The following is a 26,049-nucleotide window of genomic DNA, read 5'->3' on the forward strand; positions in this document are numbered from 1 at the left end:
GCCAACGACGAATGGCAGCTGCAGCACCGCTACATGGGCGTCGAGGCCATGGGCGAGATGCTCAACCCGGCACCCACCAACGAAACCCTGCAACTTCCACCCAGAGCCGCCTGAGCCGTGGCCACCTTAAACCCAAATGCAATTTCCACCACGTTGACGGACGCTATCCCCCGCCCTCGACCAGGCGGGGTGGCGCGGGCGCCTGCAGCACGGTGCCGGGGCAGGCTCGGCAGGCGAGCTTCGGGCGGCGCGTGACGAGAACCCGGAACCTCGCCGGGGTCACGTCCAGCCGCTCAGACGTGTCGATCCCGATCTCAACCAGCGCGCCGTCGCAGCAGGGGCAGGTCGTCGCCTCCGGCGCCAGCACCACCTCGACGCGGGGCAGGTGCGCGGGCAACCGCCCGCGCCCGGCACGGCGGCGCCGGACTGTCCCCTCCCGCTGCTCCGGAGAGGTCTTGCCCGCCTCGGCCGCGGCCTCGGCGATGGAGGCCTCGAGCTCCTCGAACGCGAGCTGGAGCTGATCCTCAGGCAGGCGCTCGGACCGCCTGCCGAACTGCATCCGTCGGAGCTTCTCCAGCAGATGGCGCAGCCGTTCGTTCCGCTCCGCCAGCGCGTCCCGCTCGGCCGCGATGCCGTCCCGCTCCGCCTCCAGCGCATCGCACCGGGACAACGCCGCAGAGAGCAGCGCCCGCAGGGCTGCGGGGTCGTCCGGGAGGTCCGCCGTCTCGGTGTCGGCCACGCGCATTGCACGCCGAGTCTATGCAGCCGCAGTCGGCCTGGGAACCCGTTTCGGCGTCTGCATGCGCGACCAATCAAAGCCGTCGAACAGCGCTGCGAACTCGACCGGGCTGAGCCGCATCACGCCATCGACGATCGGCGGCCAGCGGAACACGTTGCCCTCGAGCTGCTTCCAGACCAGCACAAGGCCGCTCGTATCCCAGACCAGGATCTTGATCCGGTCCGCACGGCGCGACCGGAACACCAGGACCACCCCCGAGAACGGGTCCTCGCCCAGCATCTCGGCCGCCAGCGCCGCCAGGCCATGCGCCCCCTTCCTGAAGTCCACGGGCTGCGTGGCGAGGAGGATGCGCGCCCCCGCCGGGAGCGCGATCACGCCTCCAGCGCCGCGGCCAGCCGGGCCAGCACCGCCACCTCCGCCTCGCCGCCAACCCGCAGCACGCGGCCGTTCCGCAACACAACCTCGATCGCCGCCCCGACCGTCTCCCGGACAGGCGGCGCGACGACCTCCTCTACCGCGGCCGGAACACCTGGCCCGACCACCAGCGGCACCAGCCGCGGCGGGCGCGGGGCCGCCCTGCGCTTCACCGGCCTGCCCTCGGCCTCGCGCCGCCAACGGTGGATCAGGCTCGGCGAAATGCCGTGCCGCTGCGCCACCTCAAGCACCCGTGCCCCCGGCTCGGAAGCCTCTGCCAGGAAGGCCGCCTTCTCCTCGGCCGTGTAATCCCGCCGCGCACCGCGGGTGACGATCTCCACCCGCTCCATCGCCCCAGTGCTAGCACCAGTGCTGGCACTCGTACTCGCCACCCATCGCGCCATCGCAACACCTCCGCGACGGCCTACCTCGCGAGGTCAACGACACTGCGCAAGAAGGGCAACTACGCCGCGCTTACGGAGAAGTTCGGCGTCGAGTTGATTAACCAGCGGCAGTTGGCGAAGAACGGATCCAGCTCGGACGCCCTGAAAGCGGGCCGGAAGACAGCGCGCGCTCCTTCCGCCTCGGGCGACAGGTGTTCCCAACCGCCACCGTGAATCTCGACCGGCAGGGGAAGCAAAGCCTGGGCAATCCTCGTCGCGCGGACGGCACGGATGTACAGGTCGAGCTCGTGGAGCATCCCGAACAGCATTGGCCGTCTCTCCTCAATGTGGAGGCCGAAGGCGCGGAATGTCGCGACGGCGATGTTGACCAGGTCGCCAGTGGGCTGGTCGACCAGGATAGCTGCAGCCTCGCGTAGAGCCCTGCTCACACGCGCCGGTAGGTGCTCCCAGGATGCAGACCGCTTTCGCGGGTCGCTCCCAGTTTTGACGTAAGCCATCGCGACGGGGCGACGCTCCCAGGGAATCGAATGCCGGTCGGGGTTAGGCAGCACGCCCATAGGAAGCAGGCTCGAGATCTGAGACGCCTGAATGTATCTTTTCTGGAAGTTCAGCCAGTCGCCATAGACATAACCATTCACGACCCACTCCGAGGGTACGTTGTGATTGCGGGCCAGCCAGAACGGAGGATCTGCCAGAACCGAGACGAACGGGACCTTGGTGGACGTCCAGAGGTTCTGATCACCGCTTCCCATCCGGGCGCCAACACCGGCATAACCCCAGGCGAAGGCAATGCCGTCCACCAGGAGTTCTGTAAGCTGCTGGCTGATGTCCGGCGACCGGAGGTCGAGCACGTGTCCCGCATATCCGACCGGGCGCAGCACCTCCATGAAGCGGAAGCTCTGAACCGCCAGGATGTCGTTTAGGATGCTTCCAACGAAGGCGACCACGTTCCGTGGCTTTGGCGTCATGGATGATCGCCTTTGCGGACGCCACGGCGGCCCGGAACCACCCGTTTCGTGTCATTCGCTGAAGCAGCGACCCAACCATAACCTTTGGCAGAGCCACTGCGACGCGCGCACGCCGAGGGGCGACTGGGCGGCCCGGACCGCGAGCGCTGGCGCGGCGGCCCAGCTGCTCGCCTCCGCCTGAAACCAGAGCTGGGAGGCTCCGGTAGGGTGTTCCTTCCACGACGTGACTCCTTTTTGGGGTCGCGGGGAGCACTCTAGGGGCGGAACGTTAACAAGAACTGGAGAGGGGGAAGGGATGGCTCGTACCCCGAGGCGATGGGACGGCGCCCGCCGTCAGCCGCACCAGCAGTCCTCGCTCCGTGACCCTCTAACCAGCCATCGTCATCTACCAGCGAGGGCGGAGCCTAGCGTGCCGGCCTTGGCCCCGCGCCCGCGAATTCTGTGCGGATCATACAAGGATTCCTGGGATCATCATTGGCGGGTGGCGGATGGGGTGTCCGCCAAACCCTTGTCACAGGCGGTTCCTAGAAGTGCCACTTCGGTACTAGAAGCAGTGGTGAACCAGGGATTTTAGCTTCCCGCCTGTCCCTGCGCGCTCCATACTGCTCCTGACCAGTCCACAAGACACTTGTGGACGATCTTGTGGACCGAGGCACGGGAATGGCCAACCTCACGGCGACAGCGGTCAAGGCTCTGGTTGCCAAAGGGAAGCCGGGCGCTCATGCGGACGGAGGCAACCTCTACCTGCGCATTGCTGGCCCGGGTGCGGGCAAGTGGACGCTCCGCTTCATGCGGTCTGGGCGTGCGCGCGAGATGGGCCTCGGTGCATTCCATGCCGACGGTAAGGCAGGACTGACGCTGGCCCAGGCCCGCGACGCCGCAGAAGCTGCTCGAGTTCTTCTGCGTAAGGGCCTCGACCCGCTGGAGCATCGCAAGGCGCTCTCCAGGTCAGAGGCTCAGGCTAAGGCGGAAGCAGAGGCAGAGGCCCGCACCTTCCGCCAAGTGGCGGAGCATCACCTGTCCGCTCATGAGGCCGGCTGGCGGAACGCCAAGCACCGAGCCCAATGGCGCTCAACCCTGGAAACCTATGCCTACCCGTTCTTCGGGGACCGCTCGGTCGGCGAGATCAGGACGGATGATGTCCTGCGGGCACTGCAGCCGATCTGGACCGAGAAACCCGAGACCGCTTCCCGCGTGCGGGGCCGGATCGAGGCGGTCCTCTCCCATGCGGCGGCCCGCGGCTGGCGGCAGGGCGATAATCCTGCTCAGTGGCGTGGCCATCTCTCGAACCTGCTGCCTCGTCGCAGCAAGGTCGCCATGGTCCAGCACCACGCGGCCCTGCCCTGGCAGGAGATGGCGGCCTTCATGGTGCAGCTACGGAGCATTCGGGCGACTGCGGCCCGAGCGCTGGAGTTCGCCATCCTAACCGCGGCTCGCTCGGGCGAGGTCTTCGGGGCCCAATGGTCCGAGGTGGATCTGGAGGCCGCCACCTGGACCGTGCCGGCCGGCCGAATGAAGGCGAGGCGCGAGCATCGAGTGCCACTTTCCTCGGCCGCCTTGGCCGTTCTGGAGGCCATGCTCCTGCCGGGGCAGGCCAAGGGCGAGGGCTACGTGTTCCCCGGCCAGCGCAGCGGTAAGCCGCTCTCCTCCATGGCAATCTTGATGCTTTTACGCCGGATGAAGCGGGGCGACCTGACGGCCCATGGTTTCCGATCCACCTTCCGCGACTGGTGCGAGGAGGCCACCAGCACGCCGCATGCGGTGTCGGAGGCGGCACTGGCCCATACCATCAACGACAAGGTCGAAGCGGCCTATCGGCGTGGCGACCTGTTCGCCAAACGGCGTGTGCTCATGCAGGAATGGGCTAACTACTGCTCGATCGAACAGGTAATCGCCCGGGCCTGAGTCTGCCCGTCAACGAAGAGCTTACAGAAGGCAGCGCTTCGGCATCGGCATCGGCAGCGCCAGACTCGCCACATACGCCTAGTAAAGAACAGACCATGTGCCGTGAGGCGCGCACCAGAAGAGCGCCACTGCCCGCAGGGTATAGTGCCCACGCGTCCCCGGGGGCTTCTGGGGATGTGACAGACAGGACACCGATGCATACGACCAACAAGACGGCCCCTGAGGCCGTCCCGCTGCCGCGGATGCGCGAGCATTTCGGCATCTCGCGCAGCACCGTCTACCGCCTTGCTGCTGCCGGCCAAATCCGCCTCATCAAGTTGGGTCGGACCACGCTTGTGGACGCCACCAGCGTGCGTGCCTTCCTCGCCGCTCAGCCCACAGCGGTAATCGGCGCCGGACGCGGCGAAGCCAAGCAATAGACAACCCCGCGCGGCGGACCGGCGGGGCTGCGGAAGGCGTAGTGATGTGCGGCACCTCACATACGCCATCGCCGCCCGCGGTTCTAGAGCTGCGCAGCCTAGAAGGCTGACATGATGCTACGAGTGCATGATGACCGCGCCATCACCGTTGATGGCGCGGAAGCGCGGATGTTTGTGGGCCCTATTGCAACTTGCTCGATCGGGCACGCGCGGATTTCGCGCCGGCAGGCAAGTACGATCGCGGAATTCTTTGCAGAGGGACCCCGCGCATGAAGGCGCACCCAGACATCCAGGCCGTGAATGCCCGTCTCGGCGAGCGCATGGCCGACTTGGTTCGCACGCTTCTGGGGGAATCCACGAGCCGCAGTCGCGGCGAACTGCGCTTCCGCCGGAAGGGATCACTGAGCGTGGTGGTCTCAGGCGCGAAGCGCGGAAGCTGGCATGACCATGAGGCAGGTTGTGGCGGTGACCCACTAGGCTTGATCGCGCACGTCCACCGTGTGTCGATGCGTGACGCCTACATGTGGACGCTGGAGTGGTTGGGCGAGCGGCAATGTGTTGGATCCAGTTCTTCGATCACGCGGCGACCGGCGCCAACGCGCGAGCTGTACAACCCGTGTGAAGGCCCTGCTGCCTGCAACAGCTGGAGTGTTGATAAGGCTCGTGAGCTATGGCGTGAGGCAGTGGACCCTGCCGGCACCGTCGTGGAGGCCTATCTCGCTACACGCGGACTGTCGCTACGCGCCGGTGCACCAGTTCGATTTCACCCACGCGCATGGCGCAATAGCACCTTCGGCCCGCACGGACCTGCGCAGATCGCCCTCATGACCGATGCAGGCACAGGCGAGCCCTGTGGAGCGCATGTTACCTACCTTCGGCCGGATGGAGGCGGCAAAGCGGACGGTGAGCGCAGCAAGGTCATGCTGGGTGCAGCCGGCGTGATCCGCCTTGTATCCGACTGTAGGATCGCCAGGGGGTTAGGCTTGGCGGAGGGCATCGAGACCGCGCTTGCCGTGATGCAGCGGGCAGCATGGGCGCCGGTCTGGGCTGCCAGCAGCGCTGGCGCGATCAGCAGCTTCCCGGTTCTGCAGGGCATCGGCTCCCTGACTGTCTTTGCGGACGCAGACGAAGCCGGGATGAAAGCGGCGCGCGAATGCTGCCGCCGATGGAGCGCAGCAGGTCGAAGGGCCCGCCTGCTCGCGCCCCCTGCTGGTGATTGGGACGATGCACTGCCCGAGCAGAAGGAGGCCGCATGATGGGCGGCGTATACAACCCCGAAGCTGCGTTGCTCAAAGCCGGGGCCCGCGAGGAGCGGTTCACGCCTTCCACGCCTGCGCGGGGAAAGCCCTATGGTCGCCTGTACCTGCTCGGACTTGATGACGCAGCACACGCGCCGCCGCGTAACTATCTGCTTCGCGGCCTCATCGCGCCTGGCGAGCTATCCCTGTGGTGGGGTGCGCCAAAGTGCGGAAAGTCGTTCCTTCTCCTGCTTATTGCTTATCGGCTTGCGCTGGGGATGCCCGTCTGGGGCAAGAAGGCCCGACCATGTCGAGTTCTGTACGTGGCAGCAGAAGGCGAAGGTGGCTTCGCGGGGCGGCTATTGGTCTTGCGGGATCTTCTTGGGGATGCAAGCGATGCATTCCGCTATATTGCGCAGCGCGCCACGATCGGCCCGCCATCCGACGATCTGGAGGACGTGATCTCGGCAGCCCGCGATATGCGGGCCGACCTTATCGTGCTTGATACTCTGGCCCGTACCTTCGGTGATGGTGACGAGAATGCAGCGCGTGACATGAGTGGCTTCGTCGCCAGCGTAGACCGGTTGCGAAGCGAGAGCGGTTCCCATGTTGCCGTCATCCACCATGGAACCAAGGAAGGTGGCTCGCTGCGGGGCTCCAGCGCACTACTGGGTGCGGCCGACCTGAGCGTGAAGGTGACCAAGGGAGAGCCAAGTATCGCGAAGGTGGAAGCTGCAAAGGACGATGCGGATGGAGAGATTCTTCCGTTCCGGCTCCGTTCCGTGGAGCTTGCGTCTAACGAGGATGGCGAGCCGCGCTACACCTGCATCGCAGAAGAGGCCGAGGACACTGGCCCCCCACCGCCGTCCCTTGCGCCGAATGCACGGAAGGCGCTGCTTTTCCTGTGTGACATCATCAACACGGAAAGCACGCCACTCCCAGTGGGAGTGCTCTTCCCGACCGGCCTGAAGGGCGTTTCAAAAGAGCGGTGGCGGCTGGAGTGCGAAAGCCGCGACCTGTCCCATGCGGGTGACCGGAAAAGCCGAGATCGCGTATTCCGGGCCGCGGTAAGCACCCTCGTCAATGCCGGTGAAATCGCCACTCGCGACGGCTGGGTCTGGCTGGTTAAGGCTGAAGGTGTACGCGCTTGGAACTGACCTGACATCGCGGACGATCGGTGCGTCGAGGTGCGGATGGCGGCGGACGAAAGCGGATCAGTCGAAGATGATCCGAGTGGCGTATGCGGATCGGATCACCCCCCCTTGGGGGTGATCCGCGATCCGCGATCCCTACATCCCCATCGCGGGAAGAAGCGGGCACGTGAAGTGGACTTTGCGACAGCGGGTTCTGAGCTTCGGGGATGAATTATTTCACTGATCGGAACTGTGAAATCTCTCCGTGAGACCTCCGTGCGGTACGGAGTTCCCGGCACGTTGTACTTTGACAACCCCTGGCCCCCCGATGATTCCGTCCGCCACCGTCGGCGAATGGAGGCGCAGTCTTGGTAGAGTACGGACGGTCCGCTTCAGGGCGTGCACATAGGCAGGAGAGGCCGCGCCGCTCTCGGGTCTTCCGCGATGGCGCCGGCAGAAGGCGCCGCGTGCTTGGAAGCGTTGAGGGACTCCGCTACGCCGAGCATGATTGTGACGCGGCCCGCACAATTCTTCAGGGCGGCGGCAAAGCGCGGCCCCGCTCGCCGGCCCACCACCGCGGTATCGGATGCCTCAGCCGAAGCGAAAAAGGTGCCCGACCCGCCTCAGGTCAGGCGAGCGTCGCCGCCCATACTGCGCCCGCTGGACCTCATGCTGAACAATAGGCACCGGTGTCCCTCACGAACTCGTCTTCGGTTGCTGAGACGCGATGTTCCTTGGGGCGCGTGGGTCCTTGAAGGGGTAGTGGCCGATCACGTGTTCCCGGCGGCAGGGTTCCAGGGCTCTCTCTCAGCCGCGTCCGATTTCTCTCCGAGGAAGGCCACCCTCTGGCCCTCGGACGGCATCAGTTTCTCGGAATGCAGGGTGCCCTGAAGCCTCCCTCGTTCGTGACGGTAGACCCCGGTGTGCAGGCGGCTGCCGCCGAAATTGAAATCGCCCACGCTGCACCCGCTGCGGCCGTAGGCGTTCTTCTCGCCCGCAACGATCCAGACAGCAGCCAGCCCGTCACGTTCGAGCATCCTCAGGAAGGCCTCGCGATCAACGAGGGCGGCCGAGGGCCCCTCCTCAGCGATCGAGGGATCGAGGAAAACGATCCGGCCGTCGGGGCCGAGATACGTCGGCCGACTCCCGTTCGCGAGGCGAGCATCGAGAGCCTGCAGGAGCCACGCGTTCGGAAGTCTGAAACGCATAGTGTCATCAAACGAGTAATCGTAGCCCCCGCGCTCGGCGACGTACTCGATCGAGGGGCGCCGAATCCGTATGGACTTCGGATCGAACTTACGCGGTAGATCCATCCAGTCTTCGATGTGGGACCAAGCGGGGTGCCAGGGATGCTCGCCCAGGAATTGTCCGTAAGCACTGTCGTGTCCTGGGAGGGAATGCGGGTCGGTCAGGGAGTGGCCGCCTAAGGCTCGAGCAAGGCGGGCGGTGTCCGACTTCCTGCAGACGATGCACCTCACCCGGTACCACGTCTCCTGCTGGGTGTGACGTCGACCCCCGACTCTCGGCGCACGCCGGTACTCCGTAAAGGTGTCGAGCACGAGCCAGCGGCGGCCAGATGGGTCCGCGACCTCAATCAGGGAGGGGTCGTTCAGCAGGCCGCCGTCGTGCTCAATCCACGCCATGCGCTCCGTAGGCGACAGGTACGGGAGCGGCGGGCGGGGCGCCGCCCACCAGCACTTCGGGTTCGTGTGCATTGCATGGGTAGCCCTCAGGACAAGCGAGGGGTCGATATCCCTTGCTCCGACTTGCCAGGGGCCGACGTAGCGGCTTCCCTTGTCTGCCCATGCGTCATCGATGAACGCGACGTTGTCCGAAAGGCGAGCGAGCAGTTCGTGAAGCGCGATCCACTGGTATTTCTTACCTAGGCGCTCGATGCGATGGTCCATGCGGCCCTGGTGGGGAGCGAAGTGTTGCTCAAATGCCGAGAAGCGTTCCGGCGTCCAGCCAAGTTCATGCGCGCGCCAGCAGATCCAGCGTGATGCCCATGTGAGGTCGAAGGTCGCAGCGGTCGAGCGGGGTCTACCTGGAACTCCGCACTCCATCGCCGTGGGGCCGCCATGCTCCCGAAAGGTGTCGCGATCCTCAGCCTTCAACGTCTCATGAAGGGCGGCAGCCTTCCCTTTGAGCTCTTCCTTCATAGGTCCGCCCTGATCCATGGCGACAATTAGAATGTGGAGGTATTCACCCAACGCCTTCATCTGCTCGCCTGTCGCTCGCGTTGCAAACTCCTCAAGCCATTCGTGAAAGAGCTCGGGATGCGTCGGCGCATGGCCGTCGGCGCGTGCGGGCGCGACCCCGAAGCTCCCGACACGGTAGCTGACGATGTACCGACCGAAGTCACCGAACTCACCCGTCGATTGGACGATGCTGTCCCGATAGACTCCGGTCTTTCCCTCCTCAACGTATCCCTCGATCACCTCCTTCGAATGCCGCTCTAGCGGCCAGCGGCTGCCGTATGGGGGGGCAGCATCGTCGGCGTGCACCCCGAAAGGCAGCGCACCCCGGTAAGCCGCGAGCGCGACGATGCCTCGGGCGTAATCCCGCGACAGGAGGTGGGTCGGGCACGACGGAGGCTTGAGGAGGTTCAGAGCCGTTCCGGCAAGCCGCTCCAAGCCGTCGGATCGTGGTGCGAGCATGCCCGCTCCATAAGCGGCACAGAGTACGCGTTCGACGACGTAAGGGTCGCCCAGTTCGCGGAAGTGTTCCACGAGCTCAGCCGCGAGGGAGAGCCGGGGTGCGAGGAAGGCGGAAAGCGCCTTCGTCGCCCGGTCTCGGAGTTGCCGATGCGAGGTACTAAACGTCCAGGCGAGGGCGATCGCAGTGAGGCGGGCGCGATCGGCTTCGATCTCCTCGCCCGCCGCGTCGGTCGCCCATTCGAGGAGAACGTGGAGCGGATCGTCGGGGCCTCCCCACTCGAAACGTCGTGAGAGGCCCACGGACCAGACGGCGTCACGATCCGGCATCGTGAGACCGCGAAGCCAACCGTCGAGGTGCATTGCGTTGAAGCGGTTCTCCGGCTCCGAGGCAATTAGGAGGCGCGTCTGGAGGTAGAAGTCGCCATCGTCTGTTCGCGACGCCTGCCGCACGAGCTCGAGCGTCCTCGCGCTGAAGGATTCCTGTCATCGCCAGAGCAGGCTGCGCCTGAAGCCGCGCCAGCAAGGGTGACCGAGAGGGAGGCCTTCGACGAGGTCGGGTAACTCGCGACCGGCCTGCTCGGGAACCTGGACAGCCAAAGCCTCGATGAGGCCGCTCAGGGCAAAGGCATCGTCTCCGCGGATGATCGAACCGAGCGGCGTATTCGGAGCGAAGCTCGCAGCAGGATCCTCGGTAAGGTGTTCGTCAAGGAGCCGCCTAGCGCCTAGGTGGTCGGTCAAACGCTCGAAGGTGAATCGGACGTGGTCGGATGCGTCCTCATCGGGGCCGGATGGCTCAACGGTAATCAAGCCCTCGTTCTCGAACAGCGTCAGGAGATCCTCGTCGGCCCTTCCGTTCGACGATCTTACTCCTTCTGTGATCGCGTGCGCGTCCACAAATGGGACAGAGTTATTGCCGCGCGCGACGACCTCTAGCGTCAGGGCCTCAAGCGCCTTCCGGGGCAGCTTCAGCCTCGGTGAAAGGTCCAGCCGGCGTTCGATCGAGGCAGTCACGGCCCTGAGGTAGAAATCGAGCACCTGGGTGATACCGCGCAGGCCACGTGGCATCACCTTGCTGCCCTCCCGGTCGAGCAGGTCACAACAGGACTTCAGGAAGAGGGGATTGTTGAACTCGGGGGAAAAGTAGGGGGCGCCTGGCCTAACGATCCCACGTCCTGCGAGGTATGCGGCCGCTGCCTGTCCATCGGTCCCCGCGAACCCGACATGCTCCACCCGGGGTATTCTGTCCTCGGGAAGGGACTCCTCGAAGTACGGCAGGTAGGTCGTCCGGCATGATAGGACGATCCCGATGTGCTGGTAGGAGCGAGCCGTCTGGAGAAAGCCGGCGACCGTATCGCGCCAGTGCGTCAGGCCCGGGCGCTCGTTGATACCGTCCACGAGGATGAGTGCGCGACGCCCCGTGGCCTCGGCCGCCGCGTCCAAGGCGCCGAGAACCGTATCGCGGGCGAGGTGGCCAAGGCCAAGTCGCTGTTGGAGCCACGTCCAGGGCTCGTCTCCTGAAAAGCGGTTCCCTAGGAGGAGGAGGGCAGGGCTCCCGGAGCGGAGTTGATCCGCGACCATGTCGGCCAGGAGATGGGACTTCCCTGCACCTGCTTCGCCGCAGAGAACGACCGAGGCCGTGTTGGTCAGCCGCATAAGAGGACCATCCGCGACCTCTTTCAAATCGTCGACGGCATCCGAGATCCGGAAGAGCTCGGAGCGAGCCGAACTCGCCGGGTCCGATATCGAACCCTTCTTCACGCCAGGAGCGACCCTACTGATCCAGTCGTGGAGAGTTCGGATCGCCGCGGCCATGGCGGCTGCACCCCTGGAGACATCCTGCCACGGCAAAGGGTCGGCTGGGCGGGCACCGACGATCCGCTCCAGGTCGGCGAGGATCGGCCGAGCGAGCGCGAGGATATCGACGGGGACGGCCGATTCTGTCACACACCCGAGGCGGGTCATCGCATTGGCTGCTGCCTGCCCCTTCTCGTCCAGGCGGTCAGCGAGCGCCGCGGCTTCGCGGGCGACCAGCGGGTCGCGGGCGAAGGCGAGGAGTTTGCTGCGGATGGGAAGGTTGACGTCCGTTTCCGGGGAGTATCGCGCTCCCAGGTCGGCCGCCGCGCGGGCGAATTGCCGTCCGAACCAATCCGGGGAGAGGACAGTCTCGTCGAACCAGTAGAGCCGGCGTCCGGCGTGGTGTGGATCGTCGCGTGTTAGGCGGTCGGTCAGCTGGGACGCTCCCCAGAGCTCGATCAGGAGCGGCTTCTTTCCACCACCTCGGGCGGTCGACCACTTCTGCACCCACTCCTGCCAGCGTTTAAGCTGCGTCTGGGACTTGCCGACGCGGCTATCGCTCAGGTCGACCGGAAGGCAGACGACGTACCTCTTTAGGCGCTGGTGGCGCTCCAAGGCGTTAGTGATTGACTTGTCCAGCTGCTGGATCTGCGACGTACTGAACTCGTCGAAGAACTTGGCCTGCCAGCCTACCTCCGTGCCGTCGGGCTCGGCCCGGTAGCACTCCACCCCAGCATCCCCGCCCGGCCCCTTGCGGAAGAACCGCGAGCCATCCGGGCTCTTCTCCAAGGCAGCCAACTGGCAGCAGAGCTCCTCGAAAGCGAAGCGGCGATCCCCCCCATGTGGGCGAGTTTTCAGCAGTTAATGCCGGCCATCAGCGACGCTCGCCTTCCGAGGACGATTCACTTGGGTACGCCCAAGTGCGAGCCGCCCGAGGCACGTTCAAACGTCGAGACGCCCCTCTCATCCCGGGACCGGCCTCCTTGGCCTGACCACATCGGCTTCACGTCGTGCCGTTGCCAGAGCACGGGATCACCGGATCACCGGATCACCGGATCACTCAGGGCTACGTAGCTCGTGACTTCAATAAGTATCCGCATCCGGGAAGGGAAGCCCGACGTTGCTGGAGTTGTTGTTCGCGAGGGCTACCGCGAGGAGGCAATGGATGCTGTCGAGGGTAACGGCAATGACGCAACGTATACCGTCGCGGGTGATCGAGCTCTCAGCGAGCGAAGCCTCCGCGGCGCGGATGCCGACGGGCGGCTGGCGCAGGTGCGAGGCGTGGACGTCGTGGAATTTCGCAATGATCTGATCGCCTCGTTGGCTCGGTCAAGATCACGCGTACCGCCACGAGGCGGCAAATAGTGAACAGCAACGGCGCTTTCTGCATCCAGGCGCGCTACACCTGCTGAATGCTCCTCCGTACCTTGCTGCTCGTCTTCGCTCTCACGTCTTCAGCCCTCGCGGAGGAGCTGCGCGGCCGGGTCGTGGGCATCACAGATGGCGATACGCTGACGTTGCTCACGCCTGAGCGGCAAGAGGTCAAGATCCGCCTGGCCGAGATCGACACGCCCGAGAGCCGCCAGCCTTACGGCACACGTGCCCGGCAGGCGCTGTCCGACCTCGCCTTCCAACGCGACGTGCTTATCAATATTATTGATACCGACCGCTACGGGCGGAGGGTGGGACGCATTTACGCGGACCGGGTGGATGTGAATGCCGAAATGGTCCGCCGTGGTGCAGCGTGGGTCTATCGGCGTTACAGCCGAGACCCGTCGCTGCTGGCGCTAGAGGAAGAGGCCCGACAGGCACGGCGCGGCGTCTGGGCTCTGTCGGAAAGCGAGCGTACGCCACCTTGGGAGTGGCGGCGGGAGCGACGGTAGTCCAGAAGCGCTGGCGCCTCCCTCTTATGTTTCGGGTGCCCTGTGGGCCAATCGAGTATTTGTGGATTTTGCCACGCCGCCACCGGCGTGCGGCCCCGCTGAGGTCTAGCGCGCGCCTCCGGCCTCAGAGGAACCGTTGGAGAACTGCCTTACCCTCTCGCGGAGGACGTCAAGGTCCGGGGCACCGGGTGCCGCGAGGAGGAAGCGCACTTCGATACGCCGATTAGCAGCGAGGTCCTCCTCCCGGTCACTGACTCGTCCCGGTACCGGTCTGTCGGGCCCATAACCCGAGACACCCATCAGCGGCACGCCCGCTGCGTTCCTGAGTTCCCAGAGTTCCGGTCGCACCGCCTGGAGCGCGGCGTAGGTGTTGAGCGCACGGTTAGCTGACAACTCGTAGTTCCCGTCGCGCTCCCCCGTGCCAAGCCGCCGTCGGTCAGTGTGCCCCTCGATGAAGACTGCGTCGATCACCGGGGCACCGACGCCGACGCAATCCGCACGCGCCTCGGCGCTGGCTGCGAAGCACGGGAGGATGGTTGCTAGGGCGTCGGCAAGCGCACGGACCGCCTCGCGCGCCGGACCGCCGGCTGGGAGATCGGAGCGTCCCGACGCGTACAGGATGCGGTCTGAGAGGCGGAGGACGCCCGTGCGGGCGTCGAGGGTTACAGGGACGCCTCGACGCTCCAGCGCGTCCTGCAGGGAGGATAGGAGGGCCGTCCGGAGAGCTCGCGCCCTGCCGAGTGCCTCATCCAGACGACGGACCTCTACTCCCAAGCCCTCGCTCACCTCGGCGCGCAACGCTGCTACCTCCACTTGGGCGGCGCGCCTCATCGCCTCAAGCTCCGCCTCGACCTGCACCCGCCGCGCCTCTAGCGCCTCGGCCGTACGCCGCACCATATCCAGCTCTGCCTCCCGCGCGACGCGGTGCTCTTCCGCCTCGGCCCGCTGGCGCTCCGCCTCGCCCGTAGCCGTCGCAAGATGCAGGGCAAATGCAAACAACGCGACGATGAAGACAAACAGCAATCCAGCCATGAGGTCCGAAACGGAGACGAGGTATCCCTCCGGCTCCTCCTCAATGTTAGCCTTACCCCGCATTCGTCAGCCCCCAGCTGCGAGGAGCTTTGTGCCCGACAGCGCATCGCCCCCCACTGCAGCGCCCATCGCATCGGACCGCACATCATCCGCCATTCCCGTGCGGAGCGCCGAGAGACGCTCGGAGACAGACCGGAGCTCTTCGACAACATCCAAGGTGGCGGGCGCGTCAGCCATCCTCCCAGCTGCCGCATCTAGAACGGAGGCCGCGCGCCCGACGAGGGACGCCGCGTCGCCGGTGGCAATGCGCCAGTCGTGAAGCGACACGGCGAGAGTACCGGCCGCCCCCTCAGCGGCAACCACCGATGCCTTAAGGAGATCCGCCGCCCCCGAAACTGCTCCGGCCGCCTCGACGAGCAGTCGTGAAGACGCTGCGCCCGAGGTCGTCAGCGCCGATCCGGCAGCCGTTCCGGCCGTTCCGACGGCGACGCCCGCTTCACGGATCTCGCGCCCGGCATCCGTGGCAGCGCGTACGAGCTGCTCCTCGACCTTCCGGCCCCCCTCTTCAAGGCGCCCGCTAGCGCGTTCGAGCACCTTGCTGAAACCCTCCGCGCCGAGTTCGACGCTTGACCGCAGAGCACTCGTGCCTTCCAGCAGTCCGTCGCGGAGGGTCGTCCCCGCCACGCCGGCGGCGATGCCCGCTTCACGGATCTCGCGCCCGGCATCCGTGGCAGCGCGTACGAGCTGCTCCTCGACCTTCCGGCCCCCCTCTTCAAGGCGCCCGCTAGCGCGTTCGAGCACCTTGCTGAAACCCTCCGCGCCGAGTTCGACGCTCGACCGCAGAGCACTCGTGCCTTCCAGCAGTCCGTCGCGGAGGGTCGTCCCCGCCACGCCGGCGGCGACGCCCGCTTCACGGATCTCGCGCCCGGCATCCGTGGCAGCGCGTACGAGCTGCTCCTCGACCTTCCGGCCCCCCTCTTCAAGGCGCCCGCTAGCGCGTTCGAGCACCTTGCTGAAACCCTCCGCGCCGAGTTCGACGCTCGACCGCAGAGCACTCGTGCCTTCCAGCAGTCCGTCGCGGAGGGTCGTCCCCGCCACGCCGGCGGCGACGCCCGCTTCACGGATCTCGTGCCCGGCATCCGTGGCAGCGCGTACGAGCTGTACCTCGGCCTTCCGGGCCCCCTCTTCGAAGCGCAGGCCGGCGCGTTGGATCACCTCACTCAGGCGCTCCCCACCCAGTTCAAGATTGGCCCGCAGGGCACTCGTGCTTTCCAGCAGCCCATCACGGAAGAGCGTCCCGGCCCGGGCGGAGGACCGCTCCCACTCGGGTCCGGCTGCGGTGAGCGCCGTGCGCGCGACCTCCGCCGCGTCAGCAATTTGCCGGGCTGCGTCCGACGCCGCTTGCGCCAAATCACGTGCGGCGTCTGCGCCCGCTCCAGCGAGCCCCTCGCGCACCGTGGCGAGCGTCTCGGCAAGGGCGCGCACGTGGCCGCCAACCCGCTCCATCGCGATGGTCGCCTCCCGAATCTGCGTGCCCGCCGCGGACTCCAGTCGCTCGTGGAAGCGATCCGCCATCTGTTCCAGGGCACGGCGATTGCCCTCCGAGACCGAACCAGTCATGCGTGTGATTGCAACGGTAAGCGGCTGTACTGCGTCGCTCAGCCGCCGCGACAGAGCCTCGTCGAACTTTGCAGCGACCGCAGCCGCCAGGTGGTCCGTCTCATGACGACGCGTGCCGGAATCGCCGCGGAGCAGCGCCTGTGTCTCGGAAGCGACCTCCTGAGGTGTAAGGGGCGGCAGCCGTCGGTCGAGCACGGCAAGAAACGCTGCGATGGCCCGCTCCGCCCTAAGGGTCTCACGCCGGAGCCAACTCGCAAACGTAAGGGAGAGAAACAGGGCTGCCACCGAGAAAGCAAACTTTGTGGCCGCTGTGCCGAGCAGTCTGCCAAGGCCGTCTTGTACTTGGCCGAGATCCGAGGCGCCGAGTGTTCCACCAACGGCCTTTAGAGCGAGGACGAGGCCGAAAAACGTAAGGAGCAGACCTACCCCGACGAGGGTATTCGAATGCGCCCGCGCGGCGCGCAGGTCGGCGCCTGCGGCGCCGAGCAGTTGAAGCCCGAAGAACTCTGTCGCCGGAATTGTCTGGCGGTAGGCGCCACCGGACAGCCCAGGACGAAGTAGGCTGCGGTCCATTGCGGCCCATGCGTCACCGACTGCTGAGGCGGTGCGGAAGCGTTCGTTGAGGGTAGGATAGTCATCGGCAACCTCTTCAGCCTCCCCAGCCCGAACAAGTGCCTCGCGCATTCCATCAAGTGCCTTGCGTACGGTGCGCCCGGCCACGGCGACCGGGCGCGCGGCCCTGAATGTCCATGCGGCGAGGACGAGGAAAACGACGCCAACGGTGAAAGGGGACGAGTAGAGATCGTTTGCAGCTAACCAGATGCCGCCGGAGGTGAGATTTATGTCAGTCATGGGTTGCGTTCCGGGCCGCTTGTCACAGCGGGAGGCTCAGGCGGCCCTTGCGCCGAACGGCCCAGCCTTCCTGCTCGATAATAGCAGGCTGGATCGCCCGCAGGTCCGGTCCTGGCACGATGTCAAACAGCCATCCTAGGCGAGCCTCGGCTGCCCGCCCGGCGTCGCTCGTCAGAAGGCCTTGTCCTCGGCGGAGGTTGAAGGCCGGGAACACCGCCCGCGCGTCGCCGACTACGAGGACATAGATGTCAGCTCGGTCAGCCGAACCGCTTACCGGTGTGGGAGCCGTGCCACCAGCATCTAGGGCGTAACCGCGCCCAATGCGGTACCGCTCCGCGAATGACACGAAGGCTGATGCCGACTCAAGCGCGCGGCCAGCATCGTCGCAGAAGCTCTCCCAGGTAGGCCGCGCAGGCAAGGGTGCTGCCGACTGTTGGAGCATTTCGCGTTCGGGGAGACACGCCGATTTTTGAGCAACAGGTCTGTCGGGGCGCGCAGTCGCGGAACGCTGACAAGCCTCCAAATCGGAGGCTTTCGGGGTTGTCGCTGAGTTGAAGGCCGCCGCCTCAAGCGCCTTTAGCCGTCGCTCGACGCGCTGTAGTTCGGTAGCCGTCTGACGTACGAGCTGGTCGTTCCGTCTTACCGACGCCCGAGCGACAACCCATATAGCTACTGCCAGCGTTGTTGCGGCGACAAGGCTGGCCCCGAGGACCGCAATCTGTATCCAGTTCACGGTAGCCTCAGAGGCATTTCGTCCACCGCAAGCCTCCGCACGAAGCGGCGAAGCAGCACGACAAAGGGTGGTTCGATAGGGGACGTGTCTTCGACAGGCCCTTCGGCTGTCACATCGGCAAGCGCCGCTGTCTGGGCGCGTTGGATCTCGGCGTTAGCTTCGCCGATGAGGTTACCGATGACGGGCTCTGGCGTGAGAGCCCGAATTCCCAGGGAGGGGAGTTTGTTCAGGAACCTGCGGAATTCAGGCGCATCCTCGATCCGGCAGGGCTCGCTAACCGCAAGATCCGCGACTCTCGCCGAGGGCCTAATCGGGTTTGCCCCCGATACCACGGCCTCCCCGAGGAGCGGGTCGGCTGCCACACGGCCGAGGAGAGACGCGTCGTCGCGTACTAGGCCATATGCAACCTCTTCCTTAGGCTCAGTCGAGAAGACGAGGTTGGCCCGTGGCATAGCCTCCCCTGTCGCGTCGGTGAAAAAGCGAAGGACCCTATCTGTCTCCTCGGGTGACCGAAGCAGCGCGCGGAATAGAAGGGAGGCGCGGCCGCCCAGGCAAAGGGAGACGTTCGTGCCTCTGCGCGCCTCAATACGGCCCGCCTCGACAAGTGAACGTACCACCCGTCCAGTGTAATCGAGGAGTCCCGCGAGCCCTGTTAGCGCGACGGCCTTCAGACGCTCTGCTTCCGGTGACCCAGCGAGAACGGGGAGGTACCGATCCAGCGCTGTGGCGAAGGGCTCGCTATTCACGACGAGCTCGGTGGCGAGAATGCCCTTCATATCGTCGAGCGTGAGCTTCTCTCCAAGCGTGTCGACGAGTGCCTTAAGCTCGGGTTGATAGCCCGCAAGCTTCCGAAGGATGGCGGGATGCTTGCGCAGGTGATCGATAAGCAACGCGCGTCCCGCGAGTTCGAAGGAGCCCCGCCACGCAAGCGGCTCAGCACCCAACGTGCGCTGCTGGACAACGGCAACGTCGGTCGTCCCACCTCCGATATCGAAGCTGACCAAGCCCTCCGGCGGAGGCACGTTCCGACGATGGATAAAGTACAAGGCGGTGCTCACCGACTCGGTCCGGAACTCGACGGGCGGGTCCGTTCTGGTGCGCTCACCCGTGACTGTTTCCACCGCGAGGCGGACGGCGTTCCGGGCCGCCTGCTGGAAGCCGGTGAGTTGCCACGGGCGGAACGCCTCGGGGAATGAGAATCGAAAGGCGACTGCGCCCGGCTGCACACCGCGCGCGCCAGCCTCGGCAAGAGCGAGCAGCGCTACCTCCGTGAGAAATAGCTCAATGCGCTTCGGCGCATCGACTTCCCTCGACCACTTGAGGTTGAAGTCGAGCCCTTCGGCGGTACCGCCGAAGTGCGCGATGGCCGACTGGCGGCGCTGTGCGAAGTAGATAAGCGCGTCTCGGAAGATCCGCTCCCCGTCGACTCTGCCCAAGCCGCGCCTCACGCGGAGGATCGTCTGGAACGGAATGCCAACGTCGGTCGCCGGCAGGAACTCACGGTCAAGCAGATCGCGCCCCTGGTCTGCATCGCTGTAGGCTGCGACGTGCCTCGCCGCAATGCGGAGCGGTGCAGTCTCACCCCCAGGAAGCTGCAGGTAAACCGAGGTGTTTGTCGTGCCGAAATCGATGCCGACCGTCGCGCGGCCGCTCGCTGCGGACGGAGCAGGCTCTGGCAAGGGCAGCAGGAGGAGACCCGCCACTTGGCGCTCGTCGGATCGGCGGTATTCCAGGACCGCGGCTTCCGCGGGACCCGGCAGCTGGTGGATGCCCTGCGCCTCCGAGCGATCGTCGCGAAGCCAAGTGGTCTCGCCCGCCGCTGTAACGTCGCCGGCGAGCAGCGCGCGCGCAGCCGCCACTGCGCTGAAGCCATCGTTCGCCTCAAAGCGCCGGCGAATCCCATCCTTCGACAGAAGGCCCGTCGGCGTGAACTGAATAGACACTGAAGCGCTCGTGAAGCCGAGGTGGAGACGCCACCAGGAAGCGCGGAAGTTCGGCCACACCGAAAGCACAAGCGGGGGTTCCAAAGACTCCTCGTCCGGGTAGAGGCGCGAGAGTGTCACCGTTCCGCCGGACTCGAGCGTCAGGGCAAGATGCAGCGTCGTTCCCTCGCCGCCGGCGATAAGGCGACATGCACGCCCTAGAGCCGGACCGTCCAAAAGCGCAAGCAGGAACGGGGAAAGCGGGAGGAGGTGCTCCCGGGCTCCTGCTGGGTGCTGGTCAAATCCGCGCTCTCCACCGATGCCGTCCACGCGGTGGAGCCGCGGCAGGAATAGCTCGCCTGTGCTGACGATCAGGTATCCTTTGGACTGCGCGTCCGACCTGATGCCGTCTAGGAGCGCAGGATTTGCCCTCAACATCGCGAGGGAGACCGTGCCCCAGACGCGCAAGTTCCCAGCCGATACGCCGAGAAGCCGGTCCATCTCGTCGTCCACTAGGACGACCCCGTTGAGGTGCGACCCGAGACCCTCGCGCAGCCGGAGGAGGCAGTCGGACGCGGCCTTTCCGGTCAGCGCGACGTGCTCTCGTCTGTTCATTGCGCGGAACACGGGCAGGGACGGGAGGCGCGTGACGGCGGGCTCTTCCTCAAACGCGGGTTCCGTTCCGCTAGGTTTCGCGTCCGCCATATATGCTCGGATGAGTCCGAGGAGAGCGGCGACATCTGGCGAGGTCGCTAGGGGCCTCATTGCCTCGTCAACCCTGGACAGGAAGCGCGCCAGAACCCACCGGTCGCTAGTCCCAAGGGAGGCGATCTTGAGCGGGTCGCGGAAACGCCCATCAACTACCCAGGGAACCGGCGGCCGTTCTCCGGGGTCCCCGAGCGAGCGACTTGGAGAAAGTAGGGTCAGCGGCTGGGCGAGGGCGATTACGCGGCCGTCGACCCGTACAATCGCTACCTCGTCGATCGTTCCCCCTTGCAGCAATGCAGCTCGTGGCGGAAGGCGCCGCACGATGTCCGCCCAGGGGCCAACCGCAAGGTCCGACAGCCTCATCTCCGTGGAGGTGAGGCCGGGCACATAGGCTGAGGCGAGCGCGAAAGTCGCAAGAAGCCCGCGCCATTCTTCTACGGCTCGCGAGTGAAATGGGTGCTGCTCACCAGTTAACGCGTCGTGGAACACCGTAACCGCCGCCCAGACGTCCGGAACGGAGACGATCTCATTCCCCGCCGCTAGGCTCTCCGTCGTTTTAAGGCCGCGCGCAATCGCAGTCAGCTGGTCGGCGGAGCCGAGGGAGTGCCACACTCCCGCCGCCGGGATCGGGGGCACGCGGTGGTCGGCGCGTAGAGGAGGCAGCAAGGGAGACTTCACCGTCACGTTCAGGCTCCTTCGCGCTGGTGGCCGAGGCACGCCGCATGCAGCGCCGCGACGAGGCGGGCTGGCCCGGCGGCACCGGCGATAGGGGCGTCGTACGTCAAGGCAGAGAAGACGTCAGAAAGGCCCGGCCCCGCGACGGGCGGGACGAGGTGCCGGAACCCGGCTTCTCCCACAGCCGCAGAGAGCTGCATCCGCGCGACGTCGGCGGAGTCCCAGGCGCGGGCGAGGAGGTCGTCGGCAACGAGTGCGAGGCGCTGGCCCGCCCCAGCGCTTCCGCGGTTTAGAGCGACGAACCACCGCAAAAAGTCGTCGGATGCTTCGGTGAGCTTCGATATCGCCCGCTGAGATGCTTCAGCGGCCACCGAGTTGCCGACTGCGGGCGCGAGGTGAGCCTGGAACCACGCCTCGCGGTCGTGCCGCCTCCAGGCGTCACCGGTCAGCGCCGGGACGTACTGCTCTCGCCAAGCTACTGCGGTCCGGACCGCCGCCGCGACGTACTCGCGCACCTTGCCCCGCGTACCGACGTCGGGCAGGTCATCCCAGCCGACTACGTCACCTCCGCCTGTGCGGGTGGCAAGCACTCCCCTCGCTGGATCGCTGCGAGCCGCTAGAAAATCTAGAGCGGCGAGGGCAGCAACGAGTTCGGGCAGGAGAGGGGGGTTCGCCTGCAGCGAACCGCCGTCTGAATAGGTTCCTAGCGGGACGAGGGGGTCGCTGCCGAGTAGGTATAGATTGTCAAACACTGTCTCCTCTCGGAACAGGCCTGCATAGTGCTCGAGGGCCCCGCGGGCTTGCATGAGGAATGCTGAGGAGTCTGGGCGGATCGCTGGACCTGACCCGGGCGGTGGCGCTGGGAAGGCGAAATACGGGAGCATGAGCACGCCGCCGAGCTTCACGCGCTCGCCTAGCCCACGCTCCTCGATTGCCTTCCGGAGAAGGCGAGCGACGGTTGGAAAGCCTGCGGCCCCGGTACCACCGAATACAGAGGCCACGAGGAGGATGCGTACCTCCTCGCCCTGTCCAGCGGCTTGCAGCGCGCCTAAGAGGTCATGCCAAACGTCGGAGCTTGGTGTAACGCCCTGGAGTGTCAACGCAGCCCCGAGGGCGGGCCGCTGCCGGAAGCCTTCGTCAAGTTGCAGCCGCCGCTCATCGCTTGAGAATAGGATTTCGGCAAGCGCCGCCTCGCTAGCCGGCAGACCGCCGAACCCGATGGAGGTTGCAAGGCTCACGGACGACCTCTCGTCTGGCGCCCAGGCCCAGCCAGCCTTGGGCCTTTCGATGGCAGTGCGCAGGAGCGGACACGGCCCAAGGTCATTCGCGCCCGCTGCGCGAAAGGCGGTGCGGAGATTGCTCGCCTCCGCGAGGACGCGTATCGCGCGTGCAGCATTGCCGTTGGAGCGATCCTGGTCGAGCAAGCCGATCCAGGTGGAGTCGGGCCCAAGGCCGCAGAAAGCAAGGCGGACGAATGCTTCGACGCATTTTGCGCCGGTGCCTCCGATGCCAAGGAGGAAGTTCGCGCTCATAGGGAGTTCAGACGGCTTGCGAAGGGCACGGCCGGGCGCATCATCCGCTCCGTTCCGACGAAGGAAAGAAGCCAGTACGCGAGCGCGGCAGCAAGGCAGACATAGAGGGCGCACTGGGTCGCAGCTGCCTCGTCAACGGTCGTAAGCCAGAAGCTGAGGAACAAGTAGGTCGCCCCTAGCGCGCCGATAACGACGACCAGCAGCAGCAGAACCCAAACGCCACGCCGCCAGCCGCTGCCAGCCAGCCCCGGCCCGATCGGACGTGCGACGAGGTTCATGAGCGAGAGAACGACGAAGGCGAAAAAGACGGCCGCAGCGGCAAGGGAGAAAGCGCGCTGCATTCCGGCGGTCACCTCCGGCACGAAGCGCGCGACTAGTTCCTCCATCCTGTAGGCAGGCTGAAGCATTCCCTCTGCGATGGAGGAAGGCAGGAAAGCAGGAAGAAACCAAGCCATGGCGATGAGAGCGAGGCCCACGATCGTCCCGAGCATGAAAGGTCTGAGCCAGTGACGCATGCGCACCTCAGCGTCTTGGGATCTGGAAGGCCAGGAGCGCCTCCGCGATCGGTTGGGGTTGGAGTTCTTCACGCACGAGCGTCTCCAGCATGGTTGCCACCTCCCGCAAATGCAGGGTGCGGAACAAGCTCGGCCGAGTCGCCGTGAAAGCCTCTGCGTCGCGGGCTTCGAGGTTCCAAGCTCGAGTCCACGCAGTTGCGGCGGGCGCCTCGGACAGGCCGCTGGCGGTCACCCTCGCTTGGACCAGGAACGGCACGCCTGGCGGCACGCGCGACAGCGCAGAACCGCCGACCGTCAGCACCGGTGCACCGTCCCGCAACGAAACGGACGCGAGCGGCCCAGGAAGGCTCCGGATCCTCAGCCATCGGTCCGCACAAGCCGCGCGCGGTGCCGACTCTGCCCAAACCGCCTCCTCGACCTGGAAGATGTCGGGGAGGAGGATGGGAGCTGCCGCGCGTTCCTGGAGCGGTATCCGGGCCGAGGCTAGACCGCCGGCGTTCGGGAATGCGATCTGGCGTACATCGGGCCCAAGTGCGGGCGCCAGCGACGAGGCCGTCAAGGCGGGCGCCACCGGAGTCAGGTCAACCGCGATGGGGGCTTCCTCTAGCGGCCTGCGCGAGAAGATAGTTACTTGCGAGCGGGGCGCCCCGTCCGGCGTAGGGGGAAGCGAGGCAAGGATTTCCACCTCTATGCGGTGCAGCAACCTTGTAACCGCAGGAAGCGAGCCCGTCGCTACGACGTAGAACGGGCGCTCGGATGCGCCGTCATACGTTCGGACGCCAGGGATGTCGAATATTGTCCCTGAGAAGCCTGATCGAATGCCCATAAGACCGACGCTGCGGCCGTCGCTGAGGATCCGTCCAAGCGGCGCACGGATCGCGGATGCCCCACCGAATATCTCGTCACCGGTGAGGAAAAGGTCTGTGACGAGCAGGCCGAGCTCGTCGGCAGGCATCGTCTCCATGCGATTGAGGGCGTCGCCAATGCGGCTTTCTGCATCCCGAAAGAAGTCGGGCCGGCTCGCGCGCGGCAACTCAGCGAGCGGCACAGGCCTGATTGTCCGGCCGAAGGCGAACGTCGTGACACTATCAGCGACGTGCGACACGATCTGCGGGAGGCTCAGGACGAGGTCGCGGAAAGTGCGAGGCTCGGGCACCTCAGCCGCCCGGCGGGCGCGCGCGCCCGCAGGAACCGCCGACCTGGGTGTCGCGACGTAACCCGCCATACTGGCCGAGGCGTCGATCAGGACGGTAGCGGCTCGAGGGCGCGTGCCTAGGCCTGCAGTGGTGCGCGGCTGCCTTGCCGGGATGGTAATGCCCAGTGGCAGGCACGCGGCGGCTGGCCGCTGCATGAACGGCAACAGCAGTGCGCCAGATGCCGCAAGGGTTATTGCCCGACGCCCGGGGCACGCGGGAGGATCTTGTTTAGCGAGTGACACAACCATAACGGTAGCTGTCAATCGGTACACCTCCAAGACGGAGTTTTCATATTTCGTCACGTGTTACATGATTTGGGAGGTAGTGTGGATTTAGGCGCATGTACGAGTTCAAAAATTTAGACGGCGAGCTGGTGACGGTTAGGAGCCTCCGGACGCTCGAACGTCTTATCGCGGATGCCGCAATCCGGAGCGACACACCCTTCCGCGGTAGTGGCGAGACGACCTTTTTACCCGCCGCCGCGCACCCACTGGTCGGCCGCATCGCAGCGGAAACAGGCGTTCCGCTACGGGCGTCGTCAGCAAACCATCCCGCGGAAGAGAGAACTCGCCGCGTTGCCAGCAAAGCGCCGAGTCCCGAACTCACGCCGCAACCCGTGGCCTCACCGCTGGCCGCCGAGGTCGACCCTGCTTGGACAGCGCGTCAGCTTGCCCGCGAACCCGACGCAACTTCGCGCTGGCGCCTACCCGTGCAGGCACCGCCAGCCAAGCTGCGGGCCCCTTCTCGTATGCTTCACTCCTCCAGAAAGGCATTCCTTGTGGCGCTTGCATGGCAGGGCGCGGCGTTGCTGGCCGGGTTGCTCGCCTATGGACTTGGCAGCTCGTCGCTGAACGCAGTGGTCAATGGTTTAATCTCGCTGGTTGCCGTCGGCATCGCAGCCAGGGCTGGGGGACACCGTCTGCGGCGGGAGCACCCCACTTCCAGTGCCGCTCCTGTCTGGGCGGCAACGGCAACCTTCGTCTGCCTGCTCGCGCTCGCCGGCGGCGCAGGAGGCTTCTTCTTCGCGATGATCGCTGCTGCGGGGCTCGCCCTTGGCTGGCGAAAGAGCGCGAATGGGCGCGCGTGACGGTCAGCGGAGAAGCACATAGGAGGCCGCAGTAGCCCGGGCGTGAAGTTTCTGCAGAATTCCGCGCTCGCCGCTGGGCAGCACAGCGCCAGCATCGTCCTTGGTTCAGAGGGGGCGCTAAGGGAAGTTAGCTCGCCACGCCTCCGAACAGTCGTTCGGCCTCAATCTTCCCTTTGAAGAACCGCGCGAGCACAGCACGCGAGCACAGCATTAGCCCGCGATGCAACGGTGATTCTCCAGGGAGGAGATCAAGCTGTGCGCGCCCGGAAGGCGGGGGAGGCCGCGGGAACCGGTACTGCAGTGCTTCGCCGGTCGCCTGCTGCACAGCTTCGCCGATCGCGTCGACCGGTACGCTCCTCCAAGTCCCTGGTTTCTCGGAGTTTGTGGACCTATTTGTGGACTCGCTACGAATCTCAGCTGCAGCTCTTGAAAAACTTGGGACAAATGGCAGGAGTGGCGGATGGGGTGGGATTCGAACCCACGGTGAGGTCACCCCCACGGCGGTTTTCAAGACCGCTGCCATAGACCACTCGGCCACCCATCCCGTGGCTGTGTTATCCTCTAAGGATCAACATTTTAGCTGGCAAGTCACAGTCTGGTCCGCCGCACCGGTACACTTCCAG

At 65.8% G+C, this 26,049-nt stretch carries 18 protein-coding genes and 1 tRNA gene; 6 read left to right on the forward strand and 13 right to left on the reverse strand.

Annotation, left to right across the window (positions count from 1 at the left end; all coding sequences use genetic code 11):
- Positions 1–163 precede the first annotated feature (163 nt).
- From GSE44_RS16855 to GSE44_RS16870, 4 genes are read right to left on the reverse strand one after another with little or no spacing between them, the layout of a single operon-like run.
- Entirely contained in the window at positions 164–739 is a 576-nt protein-coding gene (locus GSE44_RS16855; RefSeq protein WP_235924900.1) for an IS66 family transposase, read from the reverse strand.
- Positions 740–757: 18 nt separating this feature from the next.
- Entirely contained in the window at positions 758–1,114 is a 357-nt protein-coding gene (gene tnpB, locus GSE44_RS16860; protein WP_159350001.1) for an IS66 family insertion sequence element accessory protein TnpB, read from the reverse strand.
- Positions 1,111–1,557 (reverse strand): IS66-like element accessory protein TnpA, encoded by a 447-nt coding sequence (gene tnpA, locus GSE44_RS16865; RefSeq protein WP_159350002.1) that lies wholly within the window; start codon positions 1,555–1,557, stop codon positions 1,111–1,113. Before tnpA ends, tnpB begins: the two co-directional genes overlap by 4 nt.
- Positions 1,558–1,616: 59 nt before the next feature.
- Positions 1,617–2,525 carry a hypothetical protein gene (locus tag GSE44_RS16870; RefSeq protein ID WP_159350003.1) on the reverse strand — a complete coding sequence of 303 codons (909 nt, stop codon included), beginning with the start codon at positions 2,523–2,525 and terminating at the stop codon, positions 1,617–1,619.
- A 660-nt stretch (positions 2,526–3,185) separates the two neighbouring features.
- Here GSE44_RS16870 and GSE44_RS16875 point away from each other — a divergent pair.
- The 4 genes from GSE44_RS16875 to GSE44_RS16890 all read left to right on the forward strand — a co-directional run bounded on the left by GSE44_RS16875 (position 3,186) and on the right by GSE44_RS16890 (position 7,244).
- Positions 3,186–4,430, forward strand: coding sequence for a tyrosine-type recombinase/integrase (locus GSE44_RS16875; RefSeq protein WP_159350004.1), 1,245 nt, complete (start codon positions 3,186–3,188; stop codon positions 4,428–4,430).
- 194 nt (positions 4,431–4,624) lie between these two features.
- The gene (locus GSE44_RS16880; RefSeq protein ID WP_201306114.1) at positions 4,625–4,849 is read left to right on the forward strand and encodes a helix-turn-helix transcriptional regulator; all 225 of its coding nucleotides are present in this window, start codon (positions 4,625–4,627) and stop codon (positions 4,847–4,849) included.
- Positions 4,850–5,118: 269 nt separating this feature from the next.
- The gene (locus tag GSE44_RS16885) at positions 5,119–6,105 is read left to right on the forward strand and encodes a DUF7146 domain-containing protein (protein ID WP_159350005.1); all 987 of its coding nucleotides are present in this window, start codon (positions 5,119–5,121) and stop codon (positions 6,103–6,105) included.
- Entirely contained in the window at positions 6,102–7,244 is a 1,143-nt protein-coding gene (locus GSE44_RS16890; protein ID WP_159350006.1) for an AAA family ATPase, read from the forward strand. Before GSE44_RS16885 ends, GSE44_RS16890 begins: the two co-directional genes overlap by 4 nt.
- A 746-nt stretch (positions 7,245–7,990) precedes the next feature.
- Here GSE44_RS16890 and GSE44_RS16895 read toward each other — a convergent pair.
- Both GSE44_RS16895 and GSE44_RS16900 read right to left on the reverse strand, forming a co-directional pair.
- Positions 7,991–10,327 carry a hypothetical protein gene (locus tag GSE44_RS16895; protein ID WP_159350007.1) on the reverse strand — a complete coding sequence of 779 codons (2,337 nt, stop codon included), beginning with the start codon at positions 10,325–10,327 and terminating at the stop codon, positions 7,991–7,993.
- Positions 10,328–10,360: 33 nt separating this feature from the next.
- Positions 10,361–12,469: an NACHT domain-containing protein gene (locus GSE44_RS16900; protein ID WP_159350008.1), complete on the reverse strand. Its 2,109-nt coding sequence runs from the start codon at positions 12,467–12,469 to the stop codon at positions 10,361–10,363.
- Positions 12,470–13,098: 629 nt separating this feature from the next.
- Between GSE44_RS16900 and GSE44_RS16905 the strand changes: the two genes are divergently transcribed.
- Complete coding sequence (locus GSE44_RS16905) at positions 13,099–13,554, forward strand: thermonuclease family protein (RefSeq protein ID WP_235924901.1); 456 nt, start codon at positions 13,099–13,101, stop codon at positions 13,552–13,554.
- Between the two features lie 105 nt (positions 13,555–13,659).
- Here GSE44_RS16905 and GSE44_RS16910 read toward each other — a convergent pair whose 3' ends face one another.
- From GSE44_RS16910 to GSE44_RS16935, 6 genes are all read right to left on the reverse strand, one after another.
- Entirely contained in the window at positions 13,660–14,649 is a 990-nt protein-coding gene (locus GSE44_RS16910) for an OmpA/MotB family protein (protein ID WP_159350010.1), read from the reverse strand.
- Positions 14,650–14,652: 3 nt separating this feature from the next.
- Positions 14,653–17,058, reverse strand: coding sequence for a hypothetical protein (locus tag GSE44_RS16915; RefSeq protein ID WP_159350011.1), 2,406 nt, complete (start codon positions 17,056–17,058; stop codon positions 14,653–14,655).
- A 729-nt stretch (positions 17,059–17,787) separates the two neighbouring features.
- Complete coding sequence (locus tag GSE44_RS16920; protein WP_159350012.1) at positions 17,788–21,105, reverse strand: acetate and sugar kinases/Hsc70/actin family protein; 3,318 nt, start codon at positions 21,103–21,105, stop codon at positions 17,788–17,790.
- 2 nt (positions 21,106–21,107) lie between these two features.
- A complete protein-coding gene (locus GSE44_RS16925; RefSeq protein WP_159350013.1) occupies positions 21,108–22,628 on the reverse strand; it encodes an FtsZ/tubulin family protein in 1,521 nt (506 codons plus the stop codon).
- On the reverse strand, positions 22,625–23,119 hold the full coding sequence (locus tag GSE44_RS16930; RefSeq protein WP_159350014.1) for a hypothetical protein: 495 nt from the start codon (positions 23,117–23,119) through the stop codon (positions 22,625–22,627). Before GSE44_RS16930 ends, GSE44_RS16925 begins: the two co-directional genes overlap by 4 nt.
- 31 nt (positions 23,120–23,150) lie before the next feature.
- A complete protein-coding gene (locus GSE44_RS16935; protein WP_159350015.1) occupies positions 23,151–24,299 on the reverse strand; it encodes a hypothetical protein in 1,149 nt (382 codons plus the stop codon).
- A 380-nt stretch (positions 24,300–24,679) separates the two neighbouring features.
- Here GSE44_RS16935 and GSE44_RS16940 point away from each other — a divergent pair, with 380 nt between their 5' ends.
- Positions 24,680–25,426: a hypothetical protein gene (locus tag GSE44_RS16940; RefSeq protein WP_159350016.1), complete on the forward strand. Its 747-nt coding sequence runs from the start codon at positions 24,680–24,682 to the stop codon at positions 25,424–25,426.
- Positions 25,427–25,880: 454 nt separating this feature from the next.
- Here GSE44_RS16940 and GSE44_RS16945 read toward each other — a convergent pair.
- Positions 25,881–25,970: transfer RNA gene (locus tag GSE44_RS16945), tRNA-Ser, on the reverse strand.
- Between the last annotated feature and the right edge of the window lie 79 nt (positions 25,971–26,049).

Origin of the sequence: Muricoccus harenae, assembly GCF_009848505.1 — a bacterium.
Classification (GTDB): domain Bacteria; phylum Pseudomonadota; class Alphaproteobacteria; order Acetobacterales; family Acetobacteraceae; genus Roseomonas; species Roseomonas harenae.

What these genes read in the sequence shown, in the direction of transcription:
- GSE44_RS16910 (WP_159350010.1), bottom strand. Translation starts at nt 14,649, where the DNA reads ATGCGGGGTAAGGCTAACATTGAGGAGGAGCCGGAGGGATACCTCGTC.
- GSE44_RS16885 (WP_159350005.1), top strand. Translation starts at nt 5,119, where the DNA reads ATGAAGGCGCACCCAGACATCCAGGCCGTGAATGCCCGTCTCGGCGAG.
- GSE44_RS16880 (WP_201306114.1), top strand. Translation starts at nt 4,625, where the DNA reads ATGCATACGACCAACAAGACGGCCCCTGAGGCCGTCCCGCTGCCGCGG.
- GSE44_RS16890 (WP_159350006.1), top strand. Translation starts at nt 6,102, where the DNA reads ATGATGGGCGGCGTATACAACCCCGAAGCTGCGTTGCTCAAAGCCGGG.
- GSE44_RS16915 (WP_159350011.1), bottom strand. Translation starts at nt 17,058, where the DNA reads ATGACTGACATAAATCTCACCTCCGGCGGCATCTGGTTAGCTGCAAAC.
- GSE44_RS16875 (WP_159350004.1), top strand. Translation starts at nt 3,186, where the DNA reads ATGGCCAACCTCACGGCGACAGCGGTCAAGGCTCTGGTTGCCAAAGGG.
- GSE44_RS16940 (WP_159350016.1), top strand. Translation starts at nt 24,680, where the DNA reads ATGTACGAGTTCAAAAATTTAGACGGCGAGCTGGTGACGGTTAGGAGC.
- GSE44_RS16925 (WP_159350013.1), bottom strand. Translation starts at nt 22,628, where the DNA reads ATGAGCGCGAACTTCCTCCTTGGCATCGGAGGCACCGGCGCAAAATGC.
- GSE44_RS16930 (WP_159350014.1), bottom strand. Translation starts at nt 23,119, where the DNA reads ATGCTCGGGACGATCGTGGGCCTCGCTCTCATCGCCATGGCTTGGTTT.
- GSE44_RS16870 (WP_159350003.1), bottom strand. Translation starts at nt 2,525, where the DNA reads ATGACGCCAAAGCCACGGAACGTGGTCGCCTTCGTTGGAAGCATCCTA.
- tnpA (WP_159350002.1), bottom strand. Translation starts at nt 1,557, where the DNA reads ATGGCGCGATGGGTGGCGAGTACGAGTGCCAGCACTGGTGCTAGCACT.